This is a genomic window from Acinetobacter sp. 1124_18A, from assembly GCF_052824995.1.
This window is the reverse complement of record NZ_VTDF01000004.1, coordinates 1-19981: the sequence shown is the minus strand read 5'-3', so window position 1 is coordinate 19981 and position 19981 is coordinate 1. Positions and strand designations below refer to the sequence as shown.

The 19981-nt window shown below is 40.4% G+C and carries 16 protein-coding genes and 1 tRNA gene; 1 reads left to right on the top strand and 16 read right to left on the bottom strand.

The window, feature by feature from the left end; genetic code table 11:
• Positions 1–6: 6 nt before the first annotated feature.
• The 5 genes from htpG to FY048_RS09970 form a co-directional block, all read right to left on the bottom strand.
• Positions 7–1926, bottom strand: coding sequence for a molecular chaperone HtpG (gene htpG / locus FY048_RS09990; RefSeq protein ID WP_446091021.1), 1920 nt, complete (start codon positions 1924–1926; stop codon positions 7–9).
• 102 nt (positions 1927–2028) lie between these two features.
• Positions 2029–2382, bottom strand: coding sequence for a lysozyme inhibitor LprI family protein (locus FY048_RS09985; protein ID WP_446091020.1), 354 nt, complete (start codon positions 2380–2382; stop codon positions 2029–2031).
• A gap of 187 nt (positions 2383–2569) precedes the next feature.
• Positions 2570–3154, bottom strand: coding sequence for an OmpW/AlkL family protein (locus FY048_RS09980; RefSeq protein WP_446091019.1), 585 nt, complete (start codon positions 3152–3154; stop codon positions 2570–2572).
• Positions 3155–3482: 328 nt separating this feature from the next.
• Positions 3483–4907, bottom strand: coding sequence for a Na+/H+ antiporter family protein (locus FY048_RS09975; protein WP_016139472.1), 1425 nt, complete (start codon positions 4905–4907; stop codon positions 3483–3485).
• 101 nt (positions 4908–5008) lie between these two features.
• The gene (locus FY048_RS09970) at positions 5009–5887 is read right to left on the bottom strand and encodes an alpha/beta fold hydrolase (protein ID WP_446091018.1); all 879 of its coding nucleotides are present in this window, start codon (positions 5885–5887) and stop codon (positions 5009–5011) included.
• A gap of 117 nt (positions 5888–6004) precedes the next feature.
• Between FY048_RS09970 and FY048_RS09965 the strand changes: the two genes are divergently transcribed.
• Complete coding sequence (locus tag FY048_RS09965; RefSeq protein ID WP_446091017.1) at positions 6005–6490, top strand: DUF4442 domain-containing protein; 486 nt, start codon at positions 6005–6007, stop codon at positions 6488–6490.
• Between the two features lie 44 nt (positions 6491–6534).
• Here FY048_RS09965 and FY048_RS09960 read toward each other — a convergent pair whose 3' ends face one another.
• The 11 genes from FY048_RS09960 to FY048_RS09910 all read right to left on the bottom strand — a co-directional run bounded on the left by FY048_RS09960 (position 6535) and on the right by FY048_RS09910 (position 19921).
• Entirely contained in the window at positions 6535–6891 is a 357-nt protein-coding gene (locus FY048_RS09960; protein WP_016139475.1) for a hypothetical protein, read from the bottom strand.
• 204 nt (positions 6892–7095) lie between these two features.
• A complete protein-coding gene (locus FY048_RS09955; RefSeq protein ID WP_446091016.1) occupies positions 7096–7461 on the bottom strand; it encodes a DNA transfer protein p32 in 366 nt (121 codons plus the stop codon).
• Between the two features lie 180 nt (positions 7462–7641).
• Positions 7642–11835: a DNA-directed RNA polymerase subunit beta' gene (rpoC, locus tag FY048_RS09950; protein ID WP_016139477.1), complete on the bottom strand. Its 4194-nt coding sequence runs from the start codon at positions 11833–11835 to the stop codon at positions 7642–7644.
• Positions 11836–11921: 86 nt separating this feature from the next.
• Positions 11922–16010 carry a DNA-directed RNA polymerase subunit beta gene (gene rpoB / locus FY048_RS09945; RefSeq protein ID WP_016139478.1) on the bottom strand — a complete coding sequence of 1363 codons (4089 nt, stop codon included), beginning with the start codon at positions 16008–16010 and terminating at the stop codon, positions 11922–11924.
• Between the two features lie 305 nt (positions 16011–16315).
• Complete coding sequence (gene rplL / locus FY048_RS09940; RefSeq protein ID WP_003654503.1) at positions 16316–16681, bottom strand: 50S ribosomal protein L7/L12; 366 nt, start codon at positions 16679–16681, stop codon at positions 16316–16318.
• A gap of 48 nt (positions 16682–16729) precedes the next feature.
• Positions 16730–17236 carry a 50S ribosomal protein L10 gene (gene rplJ / locus FY048_RS09935; protein ID WP_016139479.1) on the bottom strand — a complete coding sequence of 169 codons (507 nt, stop codon included), beginning with the start codon at positions 17234–17236 and terminating at the stop codon, positions 16730–16732.
• A gap of 315 nt (positions 17237–17551) precedes the next feature.
• On the bottom strand, positions 17552–18247 hold the full coding sequence (gene rplA, locus FY048_RS09930) for a 50S ribosomal protein L1 (RefSeq protein ID WP_016139480.1): 696 nt from the start codon (positions 18245–18247) through the stop codon (positions 17552–17554).
• Between the two features lie 3 nt (positions 18248–18250).
• Positions 18251–18679, bottom strand: a complete 429-nt coding sequence (gene rplK / locus FY048_RS09925; protein WP_016139481.1) for a 50S ribosomal protein L11 — start codon at positions 18677–18679, stop codon at positions 18251–18253.
• A 109-nt stretch (positions 18680–18788) separates the two neighbouring features.
• Positions 18789–19322: a transcription termination/antitermination protein NusG gene (gene nusG / locus FY048_RS09920; protein ID WP_003654499.1), complete on the bottom strand. Its 534-nt coding sequence runs from the start codon at positions 19320–19322 to the stop codon at positions 18789–18791.
• 7 nt (positions 19323–19329) lie between these two features.
• Positions 19330–19770: a preprotein translocase subunit SecE gene (secE, locus tag FY048_RS09915; RefSeq protein WP_004640737.1), complete on the bottom strand. Its 441-nt coding sequence runs from the start codon at positions 19768–19770 to the stop codon at positions 19330–19332.
• A 75-nt stretch (positions 19771–19845) separates the two neighbouring features.
• Positions 19846–19921: transfer RNA gene (locus tag FY048_RS09910), tRNA-Trp, on the bottom strand.
• Positions 19922–19981: the final 60 nt, after the last annotated feature.

The following is a 19981-nucleotide window of genomic DNA, read 5'->3' as shown; positions in this document are numbered from 1 at the left end:
ACTGAATTATTTCAGCAATAAGCTATTAATACGTTTTACATAAGCTGCTGGATCTTCTGGTAAACCACCTTCAGCAATAACCGCCTGATCAAAAATGACGTTAGCCAAGTCATCAAAGTGCTCTGAACTTTCAAGTTTCTTCACCAATGGGTGTTCAGGGTTAATTTCTAAAATTGGTTTGATTTCCGGCACTGCCTGTCCTGCTTGTTTAAGCATACGAATAAGTTGAGGTGATAATTCACCTTCACTAGTCACTAAACATGCAGGAGAATCAACTAGACGTGTCGTTACACGTACTTCTTGCGTTTTAGCTTTCAATGAGTCACTTAGCTTATCAACAACAGGTTTGAATTGTTCAGCTGCTTGCTCAAGTGCCTTTTTCTCTTCAGCATCTTGCAAGTCACCTAAATCAACCGCGCCTTTAGACACATTCTTTAATGGCGTACCTTCAAACTCTTGAACAAAATTCATTGCCCATTCATCAACACGTTCAGCCATTAATAATACTTCAATGCCTTTTTTCTTGAACAACTCAAGCTGCGGTGAGTTTTTCGCTGCCGCTAAACTGTCAGCAGTCACATAATAGATGGCTTTTTGGCCCTCTTTCATACGTGCCTTATAGTCAGCGAAAGAAGTCGTCACTTCATCATTTGTTGAAGTCGCATAACGTAATAATTTTAAAATACGTTCACGGTTACCAAAGTCTTCGCCCAAACCTTCTTTAATGACTGAGCCAAACTCACTGTAGAACGTCTTGAATTTTTCTTGGTCTTGTTCATCTTCCGATTTAGCCAAGCCATCAAGTACAGTTAATACGCGGCGTGCATTACCTTCACGAATCGTTTTAACATCACGGCTTTCTTGCAACAACTCACGACTTACATTGAGTGGTAAATCAGCACTATCCACCACACCTTGAACAAAACGTAGATAATTTGGAATTAAATTATCCGCATCATCCATAATAAAGACACGTTTCACATAGAGCTTAATGCCCGCTTTTGCTTCACGAGTAAAAATATCATGTGGTGCTTTACTTGGAATATAAAGTAGCTGTGTATATTCGGTACTACCTTCAACACGGTTATGTGCCCAAGCCAGTGGCGCTTCAAAGTCATGCGTTAAGTTTTTATAGAACTCAACGTACTGCTCTTCAGTCACTTCGCTCTTGTTACGTGTCCATAAAGCACTGGCAGAGTTAATCGCTTCCCACTCGCCAGTTTTGACCATTTGACCACCTTTAGACTCTTCGCCTTCCGCAGCCTCTTCTTCTTGCCAAACTTCTTTTTGCATTTCAATTGGCAAGCTAATGTGGTCAGAGTATTTATTAATGATCTGCTTAACTTTATGAGATTCTAAATAATCAAGCGCATCATCACGCAAATGAAGAATAATGTCAGTACCACGTGAAGCCTTATCAATTTGCTGAACTTCAAACTCGCCTGTACCACCGCTAATCCAACGCACCCCTTCAGATGCATCTAGACCTGCACGGCGTGATTCCACCGTAATTTTGTCAGCAACAATAAAACCTGAGTAAAAGCCAACACCAAATTGACCAATCAACTGAGCATCTGCTTTTTGATCGCCAGTCAATTTTGACATGAAATCTTTAGTACCTGATTTTGCAATCGTACCTAAGTTATCAATCGCTTCTTGCTGATTTAGACCAATACCGTTATCAGAAATCGTTAAAGTTTTATCTTCTTTATTTAAAATGACCCGTACATGTAAATCTGGATCATTTTCATAATATTCAGGATGATTAATTCCTTCAAAGCGCAACTTATCACATGCATCTGATGCATTAGAGATAAGCTCGCGTAAGAAAATCTCAGGGTTAGAATAGAGAGAATGCGTCACTAAATGTAAAAGCTGTGCAACTTCCGCTTGGAAACTATAATTTTGTGATGCTTGTTCACTCATAAATCACTCCTTAAATTTTGAAGTCTGTTTGTTCTCGAATGCTTTATGAATGGAGTACTTCTAGAATTTTTCAATCCTGAATATTAAAAATTTTTACTCTAATTAAAATGGACCGTGGCTTAACACTCTATCTTGCAATATTGCATCTAGCTGCTGTTGTCGTTGTTGATAAGCTTTGCTAATGCAACTTATACCAGCCACACAAGCATTTCTTTTTTTCAGCCATTGGTGCTGAGCATCTTTTTGGTTGTCTCGCCCGCCCATTGGTAAAGCATGCAGAACAATTTGATAGGTCGTCGCCATTTTCACATCAGCATCATTTAAAGAACGGTTCTTACAAATACTTTTTTCCGTTTTCGTTTTTGCAGCATCACACGAGAAACTTGCGGCTTGCAAACTCTGTGTAAAGGCAATACCACTAAAAAGAGCCAAACACATCGCTAATTTTTTGTTCATGATTTTATTCCCATGTTTGTAATGAATAAAAATTAGTTTAGAAAAAAATATGCATAATATGTGTAGAAAACTGTCTGTTTTATGCTTTTTTTAGTGCAAGTAAAACTCATAAAAAAACCTCACATAAAATATATGTGAGGTGCCTGAGTCTAGGTTTATTATTATATTGTTCTATTTATTATTATGCTTAAAATTTATAGCTATAACCTAAAGTGTAAACAAACGGATTAATATCTAAATCAAACTTAGCACCATTTGTTAAAGTAACTTCCGGACTAATATCCATATAACGAACATCTACAAATACTCCCCAGTTTTTAGCATCAGCAGGCTGAAAATTAAAACCAACTTGCCCTGCTACACCAAAATCTTCTTTAACTTTGTCAGCAACCCCTTCTTCATCCCAAGGAATAAATGCGGTTGCACCAACACCAATATATGGCGTAAAACGAGTCGAATTTTTAAAATTATATTTAGCAGTAATCGTTGGTGGTAACTGTTTAAGACTCGCTACTTTATTTCCATTTAACAACACATCATGGTTAATCGGTGTTGCTAATAATAACTCTGCCGAAAATGGAGATTGACCGAAAAAGTATTCTACTGATGGTGTAAATGCATATTCATGATCTGCTTTAACTACAGTGTTTTCAGCAAGTGTCGTATCTTCTGATGGAGCAATTACACTTCCACCAAATTTCACTTGCCAGTTACCAGCAAAAGTAAAAGAAGACACCCCCATTAATGCAACAACCAAAACTTTTTTGAACACTTTAATATCTCCAAACTTATTTATATTTATAATAAACACGTATTTTAAAATCATGCAATATGCATTATAAAATTAATTTAACGTTTATTTTTAAATAACTGTTTTAAATAAAATTATATATTAACCAACTATTTTAATAGGTTTTTATTCCAACCTTATTAATCAAGATTATTTTATATTACCAACCATTTTAATATACTTTTAATTCTGAGTATTTTAATATAATTTATTTTAAATACATCTTTAACTTATTCAATAAAAAACCTTCTTAATTTAAATCTAAAGATCATTATTAAGAAGGTTAATAATTTAATATTTTATAAAAAACTTATAAAACCATTGCAGCAATCCAGCCAAAAATTAATAGCGGAATATTAAAATGAATAAATGTAGGTACAACCGTATCCCAAATATGGTCATGTTGCCCATCTACACCTAAACCAGCTGTTGGCCCTAAAGTTGAATCAGAAGCTGGTGAGCCTGCGTCACCTAATGCTGCTGCTGTCCCAATAAGGGCAATCGTCGCTAATGGTGAAAATCCAAACTGTACGCATAACGGTACATAAATGACAGCAAGTACAGGTACACTTGAGAAAGATGAACCAATACCAATCGTCACAAATAAACCAATACAAAGCATTAAGAAAGCTGCAAGTGCGCGATTATCTCCAATGATTTCAACCACACCTTTTACCAGTTGATTGATATCACCTGTATGCGTCATTACCGATGCGAAGCCCGCAGCAGAAATCATAATGAAACCCACCAAGGCCATCATTCGCATGCCTTGTACAAAGACATCATCTGCCTCTTGCCACTTAAAAATTCCAGCAGTGGATAGAACAGCAAAACCGACTAAACCACCCAAAATCATTGAACCTGAATAAAGCTGTGCAGCGAGTGTCAGGCCAATTGCAAGCAATGCCATATAGATCGTTTTCTTTGCAATCACGGGCGCTTGCTCTGCCTCATGCTTTAATTCTTCAGCATCTGCTTTTAAGTCAGCTGTTTCATCTTGCGCTGTTGCACGAAGGGGTTTATCTAAATCAATCGTTGTAGTTGGTGTAATAGCACGATCGGCATAAATTCGCGGTTTACGGTAGCTAATAAATACAGCAACCAAAGTACCTAAAACCATCCCTAAAACTGGAATAGCCATGCCAATTGACATCATGCCACGCTCTACATGCAAACCATAGGCAGCACCAACTTTGTTGATATTTCCCATCAAAATTTGTTCAAGGAAAATTGCACCAAACCCAACCGGAAGAAAAATATAAGTTCCGACTAAACCTAGCGTAAGCACACAGGCTGCGGCGCGACGGTCTAACTTTAAATGGTTCATTACCCGTAATAATGGCGGAACGAGTACAGGAATAAAGGCAATATGAACTGGAATAAGGTTCTGAGAGAAAATAGCAGCAATCAGTAAAATACCTAAGAGTAGATATTTCACTTTAGTTTCGCGGCTTTTTCCTGCTTCCATTCCCAACAAACCAATCAGTTTATGGGCAAGTAAATCAGGTAAACCAGATTTTGAAAGTGCCAGAGCAAATGCCCCTAACACCGCATAGGCAAGTGCAACTTCAGCACCATCGCCAAGACCAGCGTTAAAGGCATCAACGGTTTGAGAAAGGCTTAAACCTGCTACGAGGCCGCCTACAATAGCAGAAACCACTAAAGTCAGGACGACAGAAACGCGCGCCAGTGATAATAAAAACATCACTGCAATCGCAATAACGACAGCATTCATGAATAAATTCAGAGCAAAACAAAAGGCGACATTCTATCAGATTCAGACCTATGAAGCCGAAAATATCGCCGAATTAACAGTTTTATGCAGTCACTCAATGATTAAGCTTGGGCCTTAATAAACTGACGAATATGATCTGCAATTTTTGCTGGCTCACTTAGAATTGCCCAGTGATTTGCTTCAAGCTCTACATATTCAAAATTGTCCACCCACTTTGGCATAGCCTCAGTGATGTATTCAGGGCTCACAAAAGTGTCATATTTTAAAATAACGGCTTTGACTGGACATTGAGCATAACGCTGACGAGGGCCAGTTAAACGAGGAATAAAATTTGCCCGATATAAATTAATTCCATATTTACCATCTGCATTAATATTATTATTTAAAGGTAAATTACTTTTTCTCTCGAGCTGAGTCAGAACTTTACCCCATTTTTCAGGGCTAAAAAGAGACCATACTGTTGGTGCTAGCAGTGGAAGATGAAATGCACCGATATACCAAGATTTGGTTAATATTTTTAAAATTTGACCTGGTGAAGTTTTAAATTTATCACGCAAAAATAAAGCAGCATGGTCAAGACATGGCCCAGAAATAGTTGTATATGATAATAAACGCCCTTTAAATTTAGGCTCTGTTGCCGACTCCCAAGATTGAATCGAACCCCAATCGTGTGCAGCCATATGAAATTGACGATTTGGTAGTAATTCATCTACCACTTCTTTTAAATCTAGAGATAAACGCTCTAAACGGTAATCACGTATACGTTTTGGTATAGATGACAAACCTGCCCCACGTACATCATAGGTGACAATGTAGAAGTCATTGATTAAATGTTCAATGATTGATTCCCATACTTCTTGATTGTCAGGATAACCATGTACTAAAACCAACGGTGTATTTTTTTCGTCGCCCCATGTTTTGGCACAAAGCGTTTGTTGGTCACTTGTTGTTACTGTATGAACTTTTGGCTGCATAATCATTTCCTATCTTGTTTTTCAATCGATCATGTCGTTAGTCGGATAGAGCATTGCCATCAATATAAAAAAGATGATACTTATCTAGTATGAATACTGTTTCAATAAAAAAAATTGACTATTATGGCTATTTTAAGAAGACTTCAGAACAATCCTACGATTTCAAAATTTCTATTTAATCACTACCCACCTTATCGTGGAGCAGGGATTTATATTGAAATCATGAATTTAGATCTTTGTCACGTACGCGTAAAAATGCCTCTGACATGGAAAAACCAAAATTTGGTCGGAACACATTTCGGGGGCAGTATTTATTCAATGGTTGATCCATTTTATATGATGATTCTGCTACATCACCTCGGTTCAAAATATATTGTGTGGGATAAAGCTGCTGAAATTAATTTTCTTTCCCCTGGTCGAAGTACGGTACATGCAGATATTCGAGTAGATTTAGCTGAAATTGAGCAAATTCGAGAGCTTGCCGACAACTACGACCCTGTTTTAAGAACTTATCATCTAAACATTTTTGATGAAACTGGGGTAAGAATTGCCGAAGTAAAAAAAACGCTTTATATCCGACGTAAAAAAGCAAAACCTTTCCCCCAATAAAAATAAGCGCTAAAAAGCGCTTATTTTATTCATTCGATACTAAGTTATCTTTTTTCTTCAATCGCTGCACCAGCACCGCCACCAATCGCACCGCCAATTGCAGCACCAGAGTCACCACCCAATATTGCTTTACCTACCACAGAACCGATACCAGCTCCGATCGCGCTCTTAGTCGTGGTTTGTTTACTACCACCTTGGGTATTTGAACCGACACCAGCACCTACTGCTGCGCCTAAGCCCGCACCAACACCACCGCCTACATGATTACCTAAGCCACCACCGAGCGCACCACCTGCTGCTGCTGCGCCAATACGCTGATCAGATGGACTCATATTTTGACAACCCGTAAACATAAGCGTAGACAACATTAAAGCAGAAACTAATCCAATTGTTTTTTTCATGTCCATACTCCTACTACCTGTTCTAATAAAAAGAATAATCCTCTTTTATGAGGAATTTGATCAGATTGTGTTATTCATCTGTCCTAATCGATTGATATTTTGTAAAGCTCTTCTATTTATAATCATTAAGCAAAAATTTAATTATAAAAAAGAAGTCCTTAATAAAATAAAGACTTCTAGGTTTAAATATTATTAGGAGTACTTTTAGTACTTCCCTTTTTTCTCTTCATAAGCTGCGCCTGCACTACCACCAAGTGCTCCACCTGTAGCAGCACCAGCGTCACCACCAATGATTGCACCACCTAACACAGCACCAACACCGGCACCAATTGCACTATTACGCACAGTTTTACTACTAGACCCTTTTGCATTAGCTGCAACACCTGCACCAAGTGCTGCTCCTAAACCTGCACCAATATTGCCGCCTACATGTTTACCTACAGCACCACCGGCACCACCACCAATCGCAGCCGAACCAATACGTTTACTTTCTGGGCTTGAATTCTGACAGCCAACAAACAAAGTTGTTGACATCAGGCCAACACTAACAATCATCATCATTTTTTTCATTAGATTTACTCCAGTCTTCATAAGCATGTAGCCTAATATGGTTTTGTGGAGTGTTTATCCCGCTTAAGTAATAAAATAATGGCTCTTTAATATGTTTATGTAATTACCACTTTTAATTGTTATAAATAAATCTAAATAAAAAAGGCACCCTGAGGTGCCTTTTTTAGTGCCAGTCTAAACTTAGAATTGTTCTGAGTTTAATGCTTGGCTGAATGCTTGGTCTACTTCGCTAAAGTCATTGTGAAGCTCATGTTCAGCAGCTTCTGATTCTTGACGACGACGTTCTAGGTGGTATGCAAGACCAGTACCAGCTGGAATCAAGCGACCTACTACAACGTTTTCTTTCAAGCCACGTAATTCATCTTCTTTACCTGTTACAGCTGCTTCAGTTAACACACGAGTTGTTTCCTGGAACGATGCAGCAGAGATAAACGAGTCAGTAGAAAGCGACGCTTTAGTGATACCCATCAATAGACGTTCGAACTTCGCAGGGAACTTGTTCTGAGCCAAGACAGCTTGGTTCTCTTGTACCATGCGGATGTAATCCACTTGCTCGCCTTTGATGAAGCTTGTATCGCCACCATCGGTGATATCAACTTTACGCAACATTTGACGTACGATAACTTCAATATGTTTGTCGTTGATTTTTACACCTTGGAGACGATATACGTCTTGAACTTCGTTCACGATGTAGTTAGTTAATGCAACTTCGCCTTTCAAACGTAAGATGTCATGCGGGTTTTGTGGACCATCAGAAACAGTTTCACCACGGTTCACATGCTCGCCTTCGAACACGTTGATTTGACGCCATTTTGGAATCAACTCTTCGTAGATCTCAGAACCATCATCAGGACTAATTACCAAACGGTTTTTACCCTTAGTTTCTTTACCAAAGCTCACAACACCTGAAACTTCAGCAAGAATTGCATGTTCTTTCGGCTTACGTGCTTCGAACAAGTCAGCTACACGCGGAAGACCACCGGTAATATCACGAGTACGTGATGTTTCTTGTGGTACACGACCAATAACGTCACCCACACCAATCGTTTCGCCATCGCGAACAGTTACGATTGTGTTTTGTGGCAAGAAGTAGAACTGTTCGCCGCCATCTGTTGTATCCAACACGATCGCAGGACGTAAATCTTTACCAGAAGCAGGACGAGCTGTTACAGGTAAGATTTCAACAGTAGTCATACCAGTTGCATCATCAGTTTTTGATGTTGCAGTTACACCATCAGCGATTTGGCTGAAACGTGCTTTACCAGCAACTTCTGTTACTAATGGATGTGTATGCGGATCCCAAGTCGCTACGATACCGCCAGCTTCTACAGATTCACCATCTTTCAACAAGATGCTTGCACCGTAAGGAAGTTTATAGCGCTCGCGTTCACGACCTAAGTCATCGGCAATACCAATTTCACCTGAACGAGAAACTGAAACCAAGTGACCTTTCGCATGTTGTACAGTTTTCACGTTATGGAAACGTACAGTACCTTTGTTACGTACTTGAACACTGTTTGCAGCAGAAGTTCGGCTTGCAGCACCACCAACGTGGAACGTACGCATTGTTAACTGTGTACCTGGTTCACCAATAGACTGTGCTGCCATTACACCTACTGATTCACCTGGGTTAACCAAGTGACCACGTGCAAGGTCACGGCCATAACATCTAGCACATACACCAAAAGCAGATTCACAAGCAATTACTGAACGTACTTTGACTTCATCCACACCCGCTTCTTCAAGATGAGCTGCGATTTTTTCGTCAATTAACGTACCACGAGGTAATACAACTTCATCATCAGACGCACGACGTACATCTTCAGCCGTTACACGACCCAATACGCGGTCACGTAAAGGTTCGATTACATCGCCACCTTGAATGAACGGAGTCATCACCAAACCACCAGCTGTACCACAGTCAGGCTCGGTAATTACCAAATCTTGCGCTACGTCTACAAGACGACGAGTCAAGTAACCAGAGTTCGCAGTTTTTAATGCTGTATCGGCCAAACCTTTACGCGCACCGTGTGTTGAAATAAAGTACTGAAGTACTGTTAAACCTTCACGGAAGTTCGCTTTAATTGGCGTTTCGATAATCGAACCATCCGGTTTTGCCATCAAGCCACGCATACCAGCAAGCTGACGAATCTGTGCCGCACTACCACGGGCACCAGAGTCAGACATCATATAGATGCTGTTGAATGATTTTTGCTTCTCGTCTTCACCTTGTTTGTTTTTCACAACGGTATAAGACAAGTTATCCATCATTGCTTTAGCAACTTGGTCGTTTGTACGCGCCCAGATATCGACAACTTTGTTATAACGCTCACCAGCAGTTACGAAACCTTGTTCGAACTGTTGTTCGATTTCACGAACTTCTGTTTCTGCTTTGTCAATAATCGTGTGCTTAGTAGGTGGAATGAGCATGTCTTCCATACCTACCGATACACCTGAACGAGTCGCTTGACGGAAGCCCAAGTACATCAATTGGTCAGCAAAGATAACTGTATCTTTCAAACCAAGTTTACGGTAACAAGAGTTGATTAACTTCGAGATGTTCTTTTTAGTCATCTCAAGGTTGATCATGTCAAAGCTTAAGCCTTGTGGAACAACTTCCCAAAGCAAACAACGACCTGGTGTTGTTTCAACAATAATAGTTCCGTGTTCACGTTCACCATCTTCATTGATAACAGTTTGATGCACACGTACTTTAACACGAGCATGAATCGCAACCTGACCAGTTGCAAGTGCACGGTTTACTTCGTGAGTATCAGCAAACACCATGCCTTCGCCTTTAGCATTAATCGCATCACGTGTGATGTAATAAAGGCCTAAGACAACGTCCTGAGAAGGAACGATGATCGGCTCACCATTTGCTGGTGACAAGATGTTGTTTGTTGACATCATCAATGCACGAGCTTCTAACTGTGCTTCAAGTGTCAATGGAACGTGTACCGCCATTTGGTCACCGTCGAAGTCGGCGTTAAACGCAGCACAAACGAGTGGGTGAAGACGGATTGCCTTACCTTCAATAAGGATAGGTTCAAATGCTTGAAGACCTAAACGGTGAAGTGTTGGCGCACGGTTCAACATGACTGGATGTTGACGAATTACAGAAGCAAGAACGTCCCAAACTTCTGGAGTCTCACGCTCAACCATTTTCTTCGCAGCTTTAATGGTTGTTGCCTGACCTGAAGCTTGTAGTTTGGCGAAAATGAATGGCTTGAATAATTCAAGTGCCATTTTCTTCGGAAGACCACATTGGTGAAGACGTAAAGTAGGACCTACAGTAATTACCGAACGACCAGAATAGTCAACACGCTTACCAAGTAAGTTCTGACGGAAACGACCTTGTTTACCTTTGATCATATCTGCCAAAGATTTTAACGGACGTTTGTTAGAACCAGTAATTGCACGACCACGACGACCGTTATCAAGCAATGCATCTACAGACTCTTGTAACATACGTTTTTCGTTACGTACGATAATGTCTGGTGCTGCAAGATCAAGAAGACGTTTCAAACGGTTGTTACGGTTAATGACACGACGATATAAATCGTTCAAGTCAGAAGTCGCGAAACGACCACCTTCAAGTGGAACTAATGGACGTAAATCAGGTGGAAGTACAGGAAGTACATTCATCACCATCCATTCTGGCTTGTTGTTTGAATCGTTGAATGCTTCCATCAATTTCAAGCGTTTAGACGCTTTTTTCAACTTCGTTTCAGAAGTTGTTTGAGGAATTTCTTCACGTAAACGTGCGATTTCAGCTTCAAGATCAATATCTTTTAATAAGTCCTGAATCGCTTCTGCACCCATTTTCGCAGTGAATTCATCACCGTGTTCTTCAAGTGCATTGAAGTATTCTTCGTCTGTTAAAAGTTGATACTTTTCAAACGGAGTCATACCTGGATCAGTTACAACGTATGATTCGAAATACAATACACGTTCGATATCACGAAGCGTCATATCAAGTAATAAACCGATACGAGATGGTAACGATTTTAAGAACCAGATATGTGCAACTGGAGAAGCGAGTTCAATGTGACCCATACGTTCACGACGAACTTTCGCTGTAGTTACTTCAACGCCACATTTTTCACAAATGACGCCTTTGTATTTCATACGCTTGTATTTACCACACAAGCATTCGTAATCTTTTACTGGACCAAAAATTTTGGCACAGAACAAACCGTCACGTTCTGGTTTAAAAGTACGGTAGTTAATTGTCTCAGGTTTTTTAACTTCACCATGAGACCATGACTTAATCATTTCTGGTGACGCAAGACCAATACGGATACGGTCAAACTCAATTGGTGCATGACCATCTGAGTCCGTTTTCTTACGCATGATATCGAGCAAGTCTTTCAATTTTTTTCTCCGTGTGTCGGGAAGCAACGCTTACCCGACTGGGTCACAAATATTGTTTTTTCCTAAAAAATCGTGAGTCTTACGACTTAGTCACCATTTTTCAGTTCAATGTTGATACCTAAAGAACGGATCTCTTTGGTCAATACGTTGAACGATTCAGGCATACCTGGATCCATATAATGGTTACCATCTACAATATTCTTATAGATACGTGTACGACCTTCAACGTCATCCGACTTAACAGTTAACATCTCTTGAAGAGTATATGCTGCACCGTAAGCTTCAAGTGCCCAAACCTCCATCTCACCGAAACGCTGACCACCGAACTGTGCTTTACCACCAAGCGGTTGTTGTGTAACAAGTGAGTAAGAACCTGTTGAACGCGCATGCATTTTGTCATCAACCAAGTGGTTCAATTTGAGCATGTACATGTAACCTACAGTTACAGGACGATCAAACTGTTCACCCGTACGACCATCAAACAATACTGTTTGACCAGTACGTGAAATGTCAGCTAATTCAAGTAAGTCTTTAATTTGGCTTTCTTCAGCACCATCAAATACAGGAGTAGCCAAAGGCACACCAGCACGTAAGTTGCCAGAAAGAGCTAAAACTTCAGCATCAGTTAAGCTATCAAGATCTTCTTGCTCGCCACCGACTTTGTTATAAATCTTGTCTAAGAATTCGCGAAGTTCTAAAACTGTACGCTGTTCTTTCAACATTTTTTCGATTTTATCGCCAAGCCCTTTAGCCGCCATACCCAAGTGAGTCTCAAGAATCTGACCCACGTTCATACGAGATGGTACACCCAATGGGTTCAATACGATATCTACCGGTACACCGTTAGCATCGTGTGGCATGTCTTCAACAGGTAAGATGTTAGATACAACACCTTTGTTACCGTGACGACCAGCCATTTTATCACCAGGCTGAATGCGACGTTTAACTGCTAGGTAAACTTTAACAACTTTAAGAACACCTGTTGTTAACTCATCACCAGTCGAAAGCTTACGTTTCTTCTCTGCAAACTTCTCATCAATTTCTGCGCTCTTCTCTTTCAAGAACACTTGAATTTGAGATAAACGTTCAGCAATTGCTTCGTCTGTAGGTTGAATTTCAAGTAAGTCAACAAGCTCTAAACCAGACAACATACCTTCAACGAGCTTATCGCCACGTTTAGTCGAACCACCGCCGTTAGACTCTTGACCATTAAGCAAACGAATTACACGCTCACGAGCTGCTTCTTCAAAGATCTTGTATTCTTCTTTCAAGTCTTTACGGTAAGCATCAAGCTGTGCTTTTTCAATTGCCATCGCACGGTCATCTTTCTCTAAGCCATCACGAGTGAAGACTTGAACATCGATAACTGTACCTTTAGTACCAGATGGAACACGTAAAGATGAGTCTTTAACATCAGCTGCTTTCTCACCAAAGATTGCACGAAGCAATTTTTCTTCAGGAGTTAACTGAGTTTCACCTTTAGGCGTTACTTTACCAACAAGAATGTCACCAGCAGTAACTTCCGCACCGATATAAACAATACCCGATTCATCAAGTTTAGAAAGTGCAGCTTCACCTACGTTAGGAATATCGGCAGTAATTTCTTCTGCACCTAACTTAGTATCACGCGCTACACATGATAATTCTTGAATATGAATAGAAGTTAAACGGTCTTCTTGAAGTACGCGCTCAGATAACAAGATCGAGTCTTCATAGTTGTAACCATTCCACGTCATGAACGCTACACGCATGTTTTGACCAAGCGCAAGCTCACCCATATCTGTTGACGGACCGTCTGCCAAGATGTCACCGCGAGCAACTTTGTCGCCCAAATTCACGATAATATTTTGGTTGATACAAGTGTTTTGGTTAGAACGTGTATATTTAATGAGGTTGTAAATATCTACACCAGCCTCACCTGCAATCATTTCATCTTCGTTTACACGAATAACGATACGAGAAGCATCTACATATTCAATCGCACCACCACGGTCAGCGATCACACATACACCCGAGTCACGTGCAACGTTCGCTTCCATACCTGTACCTACAAGCGGTTTATCCGCACGTAGAGTAGGAACCGCCTGACGTTGCATGTTTGAACCCATCAATGCACGGTTCGCGTCATCGTGTTCAAGGAATGGAATAAGTGATGCAGCTACAGATACAACCTGCTGTGCAGATACATCCATATGCGTCACTTTTTCAGGTGAGATACGTACAAATTCACCTTGATGACGAACAGAAACCATATCTTCTGTTAAGTTACCATCTTTATCTAGCGCAGAATCGGCCTGTGCAATAACAGTACCCACTTCTTCAATAGCAGAAAGGTATTCAACAGCATCAGTTACTCGGCCATCTACCACTTTACGGTAAGGTGTTTCCAAGAAACCAAAATCATTAGCCTTTGCATAAACAGAAAGCGAGTTGATCAAACCAATGTTTGGACCTTCCGGCGTTTCAATTGGACATACACGACCATAGTGAGTTTGATGTACGTCACGTACTTCAAAGCCCGCACGTTCACGCGTTAAACCACCAGGTCCAAGCGCTGAAACACGACGTTTATGTGTAATCTCAGATAATGGATTGTTTTGGTCCATAAACTGAGACAATTGGCTTGAACCAAAGAATTCTTTGATTGCAGCTGCAACTGGTTTTGCGTTAATTAAATCTTGCGGAGATAAATTATCTGTTTCTGCTTGGCTTAAACGTTCTTTAACAGCACGTTCAACACGAACCAAACCAACACGGAATTGGTTTTCAGTCATTTCACCAACAGAACGTACACGACGGTTACCCAAGTGATCGATATCATCGACTTCACCTTTACCGTTACGGATTTCAACTAATGTACGTAATACATCGATGATATCTTCGTGCGATAAAATACCTTCTACTTCACGTGACTTCTGATCAGTACCAACTTCGTATGGACGACCCAAACGACGGTTAAACTTCATACGACCTACTGGAGATAAGTCATAACGTTCAGAAGAGAAGAATAAGTTATTAAATAAGTTTTCAGCAGCTTCTTTTGTTGGTGGCTCGCCTGGACGCATTACTTTATAGATTTCAACTAATGCTTCTTCGCGACCAGATGTTGTGTCAGCACGTAATGAATCAGCAACAAATGAACCACGGTCAATATCGTTCGTAAACAAGATATTGAACTGTTTAACACCGCCTTCTGCTAGTTTCACCATAATTTCATGGCTTAACAACGTATTTGCAGCAATCACATCACCATTACGTAAAGTAATATCTTCAGCAGTGATACGCTCATACAGGTACTCATCAGGAACTGATAGCTTAGCTAAACCAGAAGCTTCCATTTGACGTACGTGACGTGCATTAATACGTTTACCTTGCTCAACAATGATTTTGCCATCATTATCTGCAATATCAAATTGCGCCATTTCGCCACGCAGACGATCTGGAACGAGGTCAATTTGATAGCTACCCATATCAAGATATACAGGTACTTTTTCATAGAACAAATTCAAGATTTGTTCATTGTTATAACCCAATGCACGCAACACAACCGTTGCTAGTAATTTACGACGACGGTCAATACGTACATAAACTAAATCTTTTGCATCAAATTCGAAATCTAACCATGAACCACGGTAAGGAATAATACGTGCAGAATAAAGTACTTTACCACTTGAATGAGTTTTGCCTTTATCGTGATCAAAGAACACACCAGGTGAACGGTGTAATTGAGATACGATTACACGCTCAGTACCATTGATTACAAAGGTACCATTGTCTGTCATGAGTGGCATTTCACCCATGTAGACTTCTTGTTCACGTACGTCTTTAATAGATTTAGTTTCGCGATCTTTAATAATCAAACGAATTTTTACGCGCATTGGTGCCGCATAAGTCGAACCACGTAAAATACATTCACGCACATCAAACTCAGGCTTACCAAGGCTATACTCAACAAATTCTAAAGCAGCATTGCCAGAATAACTTTCTATAGGGAAAACTGAACGAAATGCGGCTTGGAGACCGATATCTTCGCGGTTTTTTGGAGTTTTGCCACCTTGCAAGAACGTTCTATACGAATCGACCTGGATCGAAAGTAAGTACGGTGCTTCCATTACTTGGGGCAATTTACCAAAATTCTTACGGATCCGTTTCTTTTCGGTATATGAGTATGCCATCTGGAGTCCTCGGAAAGTAAACCAAGCCCGCCTGCAGAACGGGCTCAGAAGGAATTACACAGGCCGATATGGCCACCACTGTTTACAAATGCTGCAATTTTTAGTGGTATTAAAACGCTTAACAATATTTTTTAAAAAGAAAAATATTGGTAAACATTTGAAATTACTTTGATTATTCTGAAATATGACAGTTATTGTACAGAACAAACAAAAATCGAGCCGATTATTGTAACGCAAAAAGGCTGATGACCCAAGAGCCATCAGCCATTTTATGGAGCCGATTTAAAAACCGACTCCTTTTACAATTACTTAAGTGTAACTGTAGCACCAGCTTCTTCAAGTTTCTTCTTAAGTTCTTCGCCTTCTTCTTTAGAAATGCCTTCTTTAAGAACTTGTGGAGCACCTTCAACTAGGTCTTTAGCTTCTTTAAGACCAAGGCCAGTTGCTTCACGAACTGCTTTAATTACAGCTACTTTGTTAGCACCGAAAGAAGTCAACTCAACGTTGAATTCAGTTTGTTCTTCAGCAGCAGCAGCAGCAGGAGCAGCAGCTACAGCTACAGCAGCAGCAGATACGTTGAATTTTTCTTCAAAAGCAGAAATAAGTTCAACAAGTTCAAGAACAGTTTTTTCAGCAACTGCGTTTAGGATTTCTTCGTTTGTTAAAGCCATGAGATTAACTCCAAATGGGTATTGAATGGTGTGGAAGTAGATTTAAGCTTAAGCAGCTTCTGACTCGTTTTTCTCTTGAAGCGCTGTAAGTAAGCGACCCAATTTCGAAATAGGAGCTTGAAGAACAGATGCGAGCATAGTAAGCGCTTTTTCTTGGTTTGGAAGATTTGCGATAACGCTAACTTCAGCACCTTGATAAAGTTTGCCGTCAAATGCAGCAGCTTTTAATTCAAATGCTTTGTTAGTTTTAGCAAATTCTTCAAACAAGCGTGCAGCTGCACCCATATCGTCTTCAGAAGTTGAGAATGCTAAGATTGTTGGGCCAACAAGGTTGTCATTCAAGATTGCAAATTGCGTATCTTGAAGAGCACGTTTCGCCAAAGTGTTACGTACAACGCGTGTAGCAACACCTAGTTTACGAGCTTCAACACGAAGAGTAGTTAATTGCTCAACGGTTAAACCTTGATAGTCAGCAACAACGGCAGCGAACGCTGTAGAAGCAGTTTGAGCCACTTCAGCAACGATCTGTTTTTTGCTTTCAATAAGAAGAGCCATTGTAAAACCTCCTAACGGTGATTTATGTACTCAAAAAAGTACACTCCCAATTCGCAAGTCAACAAGGATTTGACTTGCACGCGGAGGAGGAATAAATCACACCACCGCGTCTACGCAGGCTGGGCTATTAAGAAGATATTCAAAAGAAGTCTCTTCGCCTGTGGTCTTTGACGCTGATAAATTTACATTTATCAATTCAAAGTCCGCCTGATGAGTGAGGAAACAAAGCATTACTTTGAATGGGTGTAAAAAATCTATGATTTTTTACACCCTGCCCTCAATCAGGACTTTAAAATTCTTGACTAAGTTTAAAACTTAGTTAGAAACGTTGCTTACATCAACAGTAAGACCAGGACCCATAGTTGAGCTCAAAGTGATCTTTTTGATGTATATACCTTTAGAAGTTGCAGGTTTTAACTTTTTCAAGTCAGCAACTAAGGTTTCAACGTTTTGACGGATAGCAGCAGCATCAAAGCCTAACTGACCGATCGCAGCATGGATAATACCCGCTTTGTCTACACGGTAACGAGCCTGACCAGATTTAGCGTTTTTAACAGCATTCGCTACATCAGGAGTTACAGTACCAACTTTAGGGTTTGGCATTAAACCACGTGGACCAAGGATTGTACCGAGCTTACCAACAACACGCATAGCGTCAGGAGCTGCGATTACAACATCAAAGTTAAGGTTTCCACCTTGAATGCTTTCAGCAAGGTCATCAAAACCTACGATGTCTGCACCAGCTTCTTTAGCAGCTTCTGCTTGCGCACCTTGAGCAAATACTGCTACACGTACAGTTTTACCAGTACCAGCAGGTAATGTAGTCGCGCCACGAACAACCTGGTCAGATTTACGCGGGTCTACACCAAGATTTACAGCTACATCTAAAGATTCTTTGAACTTCGCAGCAGGTAGGCTGTTAAGAACTTGCACCGCTTCTTCCAAAGTATAAACTTTGTTTGCTTCAACAGCAGCAGCAATGGCTTTTTGACGTTTAGTTAACTTTGCCATGTCTTATAGCTCCACTTCCAAGCCCATAGAACGTGCAGAACCAGCGATGGTACGTACACGTGCGTCTAAATCAGCACCAGTTAAATCTGGTTCTTTAGTAGTCGCAATTTCTTCTAACTGAGCACGAGTCAACTTACCAACTTTAGTTTTGTTTGGTACAGCTGAACCCTTCTGGATACCAGCAGCTTTCTTAAGAAGGATAGAAGCTGGAGGAGTTTTCATGATGAATGTGAACGACTTGTCGTTGTACACAGTAATCACTACAGGAATTGGAAGACCTTGTTCAACTTTTTGTGTAGCAGCATTGAATTCTTTACAGAATGCCATGATGTTTACACCACGTTGACCTAATGCAGGACCAATTGGTGGAGATGGATTTGCTTTACCAGCTGGAACTTGCAGCTTGATATAGCCGTCAATCTTCTTAGCCATTTTAAAATACCTCTGGGTACAAACGCCGCTAGGCTCCCCAATCTTTACGATACACTTCTATTACAACAACAATGCCCGATAAAATCGGGCGCTTTTCAACCAATTAAGATTAAATCGTTTTTTCGACTTGGCGAAATTCGAGTTCAACCTGAGTTGGTCGATTAAATACGTTAATCGTCAACGTTAAACGTGACTTCTCGTATTGAACTTCTTCCACCACACCTTTAAAGTCTGTGAATGGACCGTCAATAACAAGTAATTCTTCACCCGGCTCAAACATCGTCTTAGGACGTGGTGCTTCACCTGTGTTACGTACACGCGCAAGAATCGCATCTGCTTCACGCTGAGTGATTGGTGCTGGTTTTTCAGGTGTACCACCGATAAAACCTAGAACCTTTGGACATTCTTTAACGATATGCCAAGTATCATCATTCATTTCCATTTCGACTAACACATAGCCTGGAAAGAATTTGCGCTCAGATTTACGTTTCTTACCATCCTTCATTTCTACCACTTCTTCGGTAGGAACAAGGACATCACCAAAGCTATCAGCAACAGCGCTACGCTGGATTCGTTCTGTAAGTGAACGTAACACTTGTTTTTCATAACCAGAATAGGCATGAATAATGTACCAACGTTTCATAGCTCTTTTACCCGATAATCAACTTAATTAACCAACCCAAACCATAGTCAAAACACCATAAAACCAATGATGCAACAACTACAACCAATAGAACCTGCCACGATGTGGTGACTGTTTCTTGTTTTGTTGGCCAAGTTACTCGACGCAATTCGACTCGTGCATCTTTTAGCAAACGAACGAAGCCTTTACCTTGATGGGTGGCGTATAATAAACCCAAAGCCACAACGATACAAGCAAAAATTGCCCCAACGCGCACCCAGATATTATTGGCAGGCGCCCAATGCGCTGGTAAATACTGATTCGCCATAACAGCTAAAACCAATAATGCAATCGCAATCACCCATAGAACAATATCTAGAGGTGAACCAGAACGAACAACTTCAGCAGAATTATTTCTTTGAGGAATTGGCGCGTCGCTCAATGCGTCGCGCGATTTATCATTCGACATTTTTGTACTCGTCGTAGAACTCGCGACTTATTATATGAACAACTAAGCCAGCATCAAGCTTTTTATTTCAAAATATGGCAGGCCAGGAGGGACTCGAACCCCCAACATTCGGTTTTGGAGACCGACGCTCTACCAATTGAACTACTGACCTATAATGCAAGTTGAGAGCCAAAGCCCTCAACCTGAGACGTAATCCGTAACTATATTATGC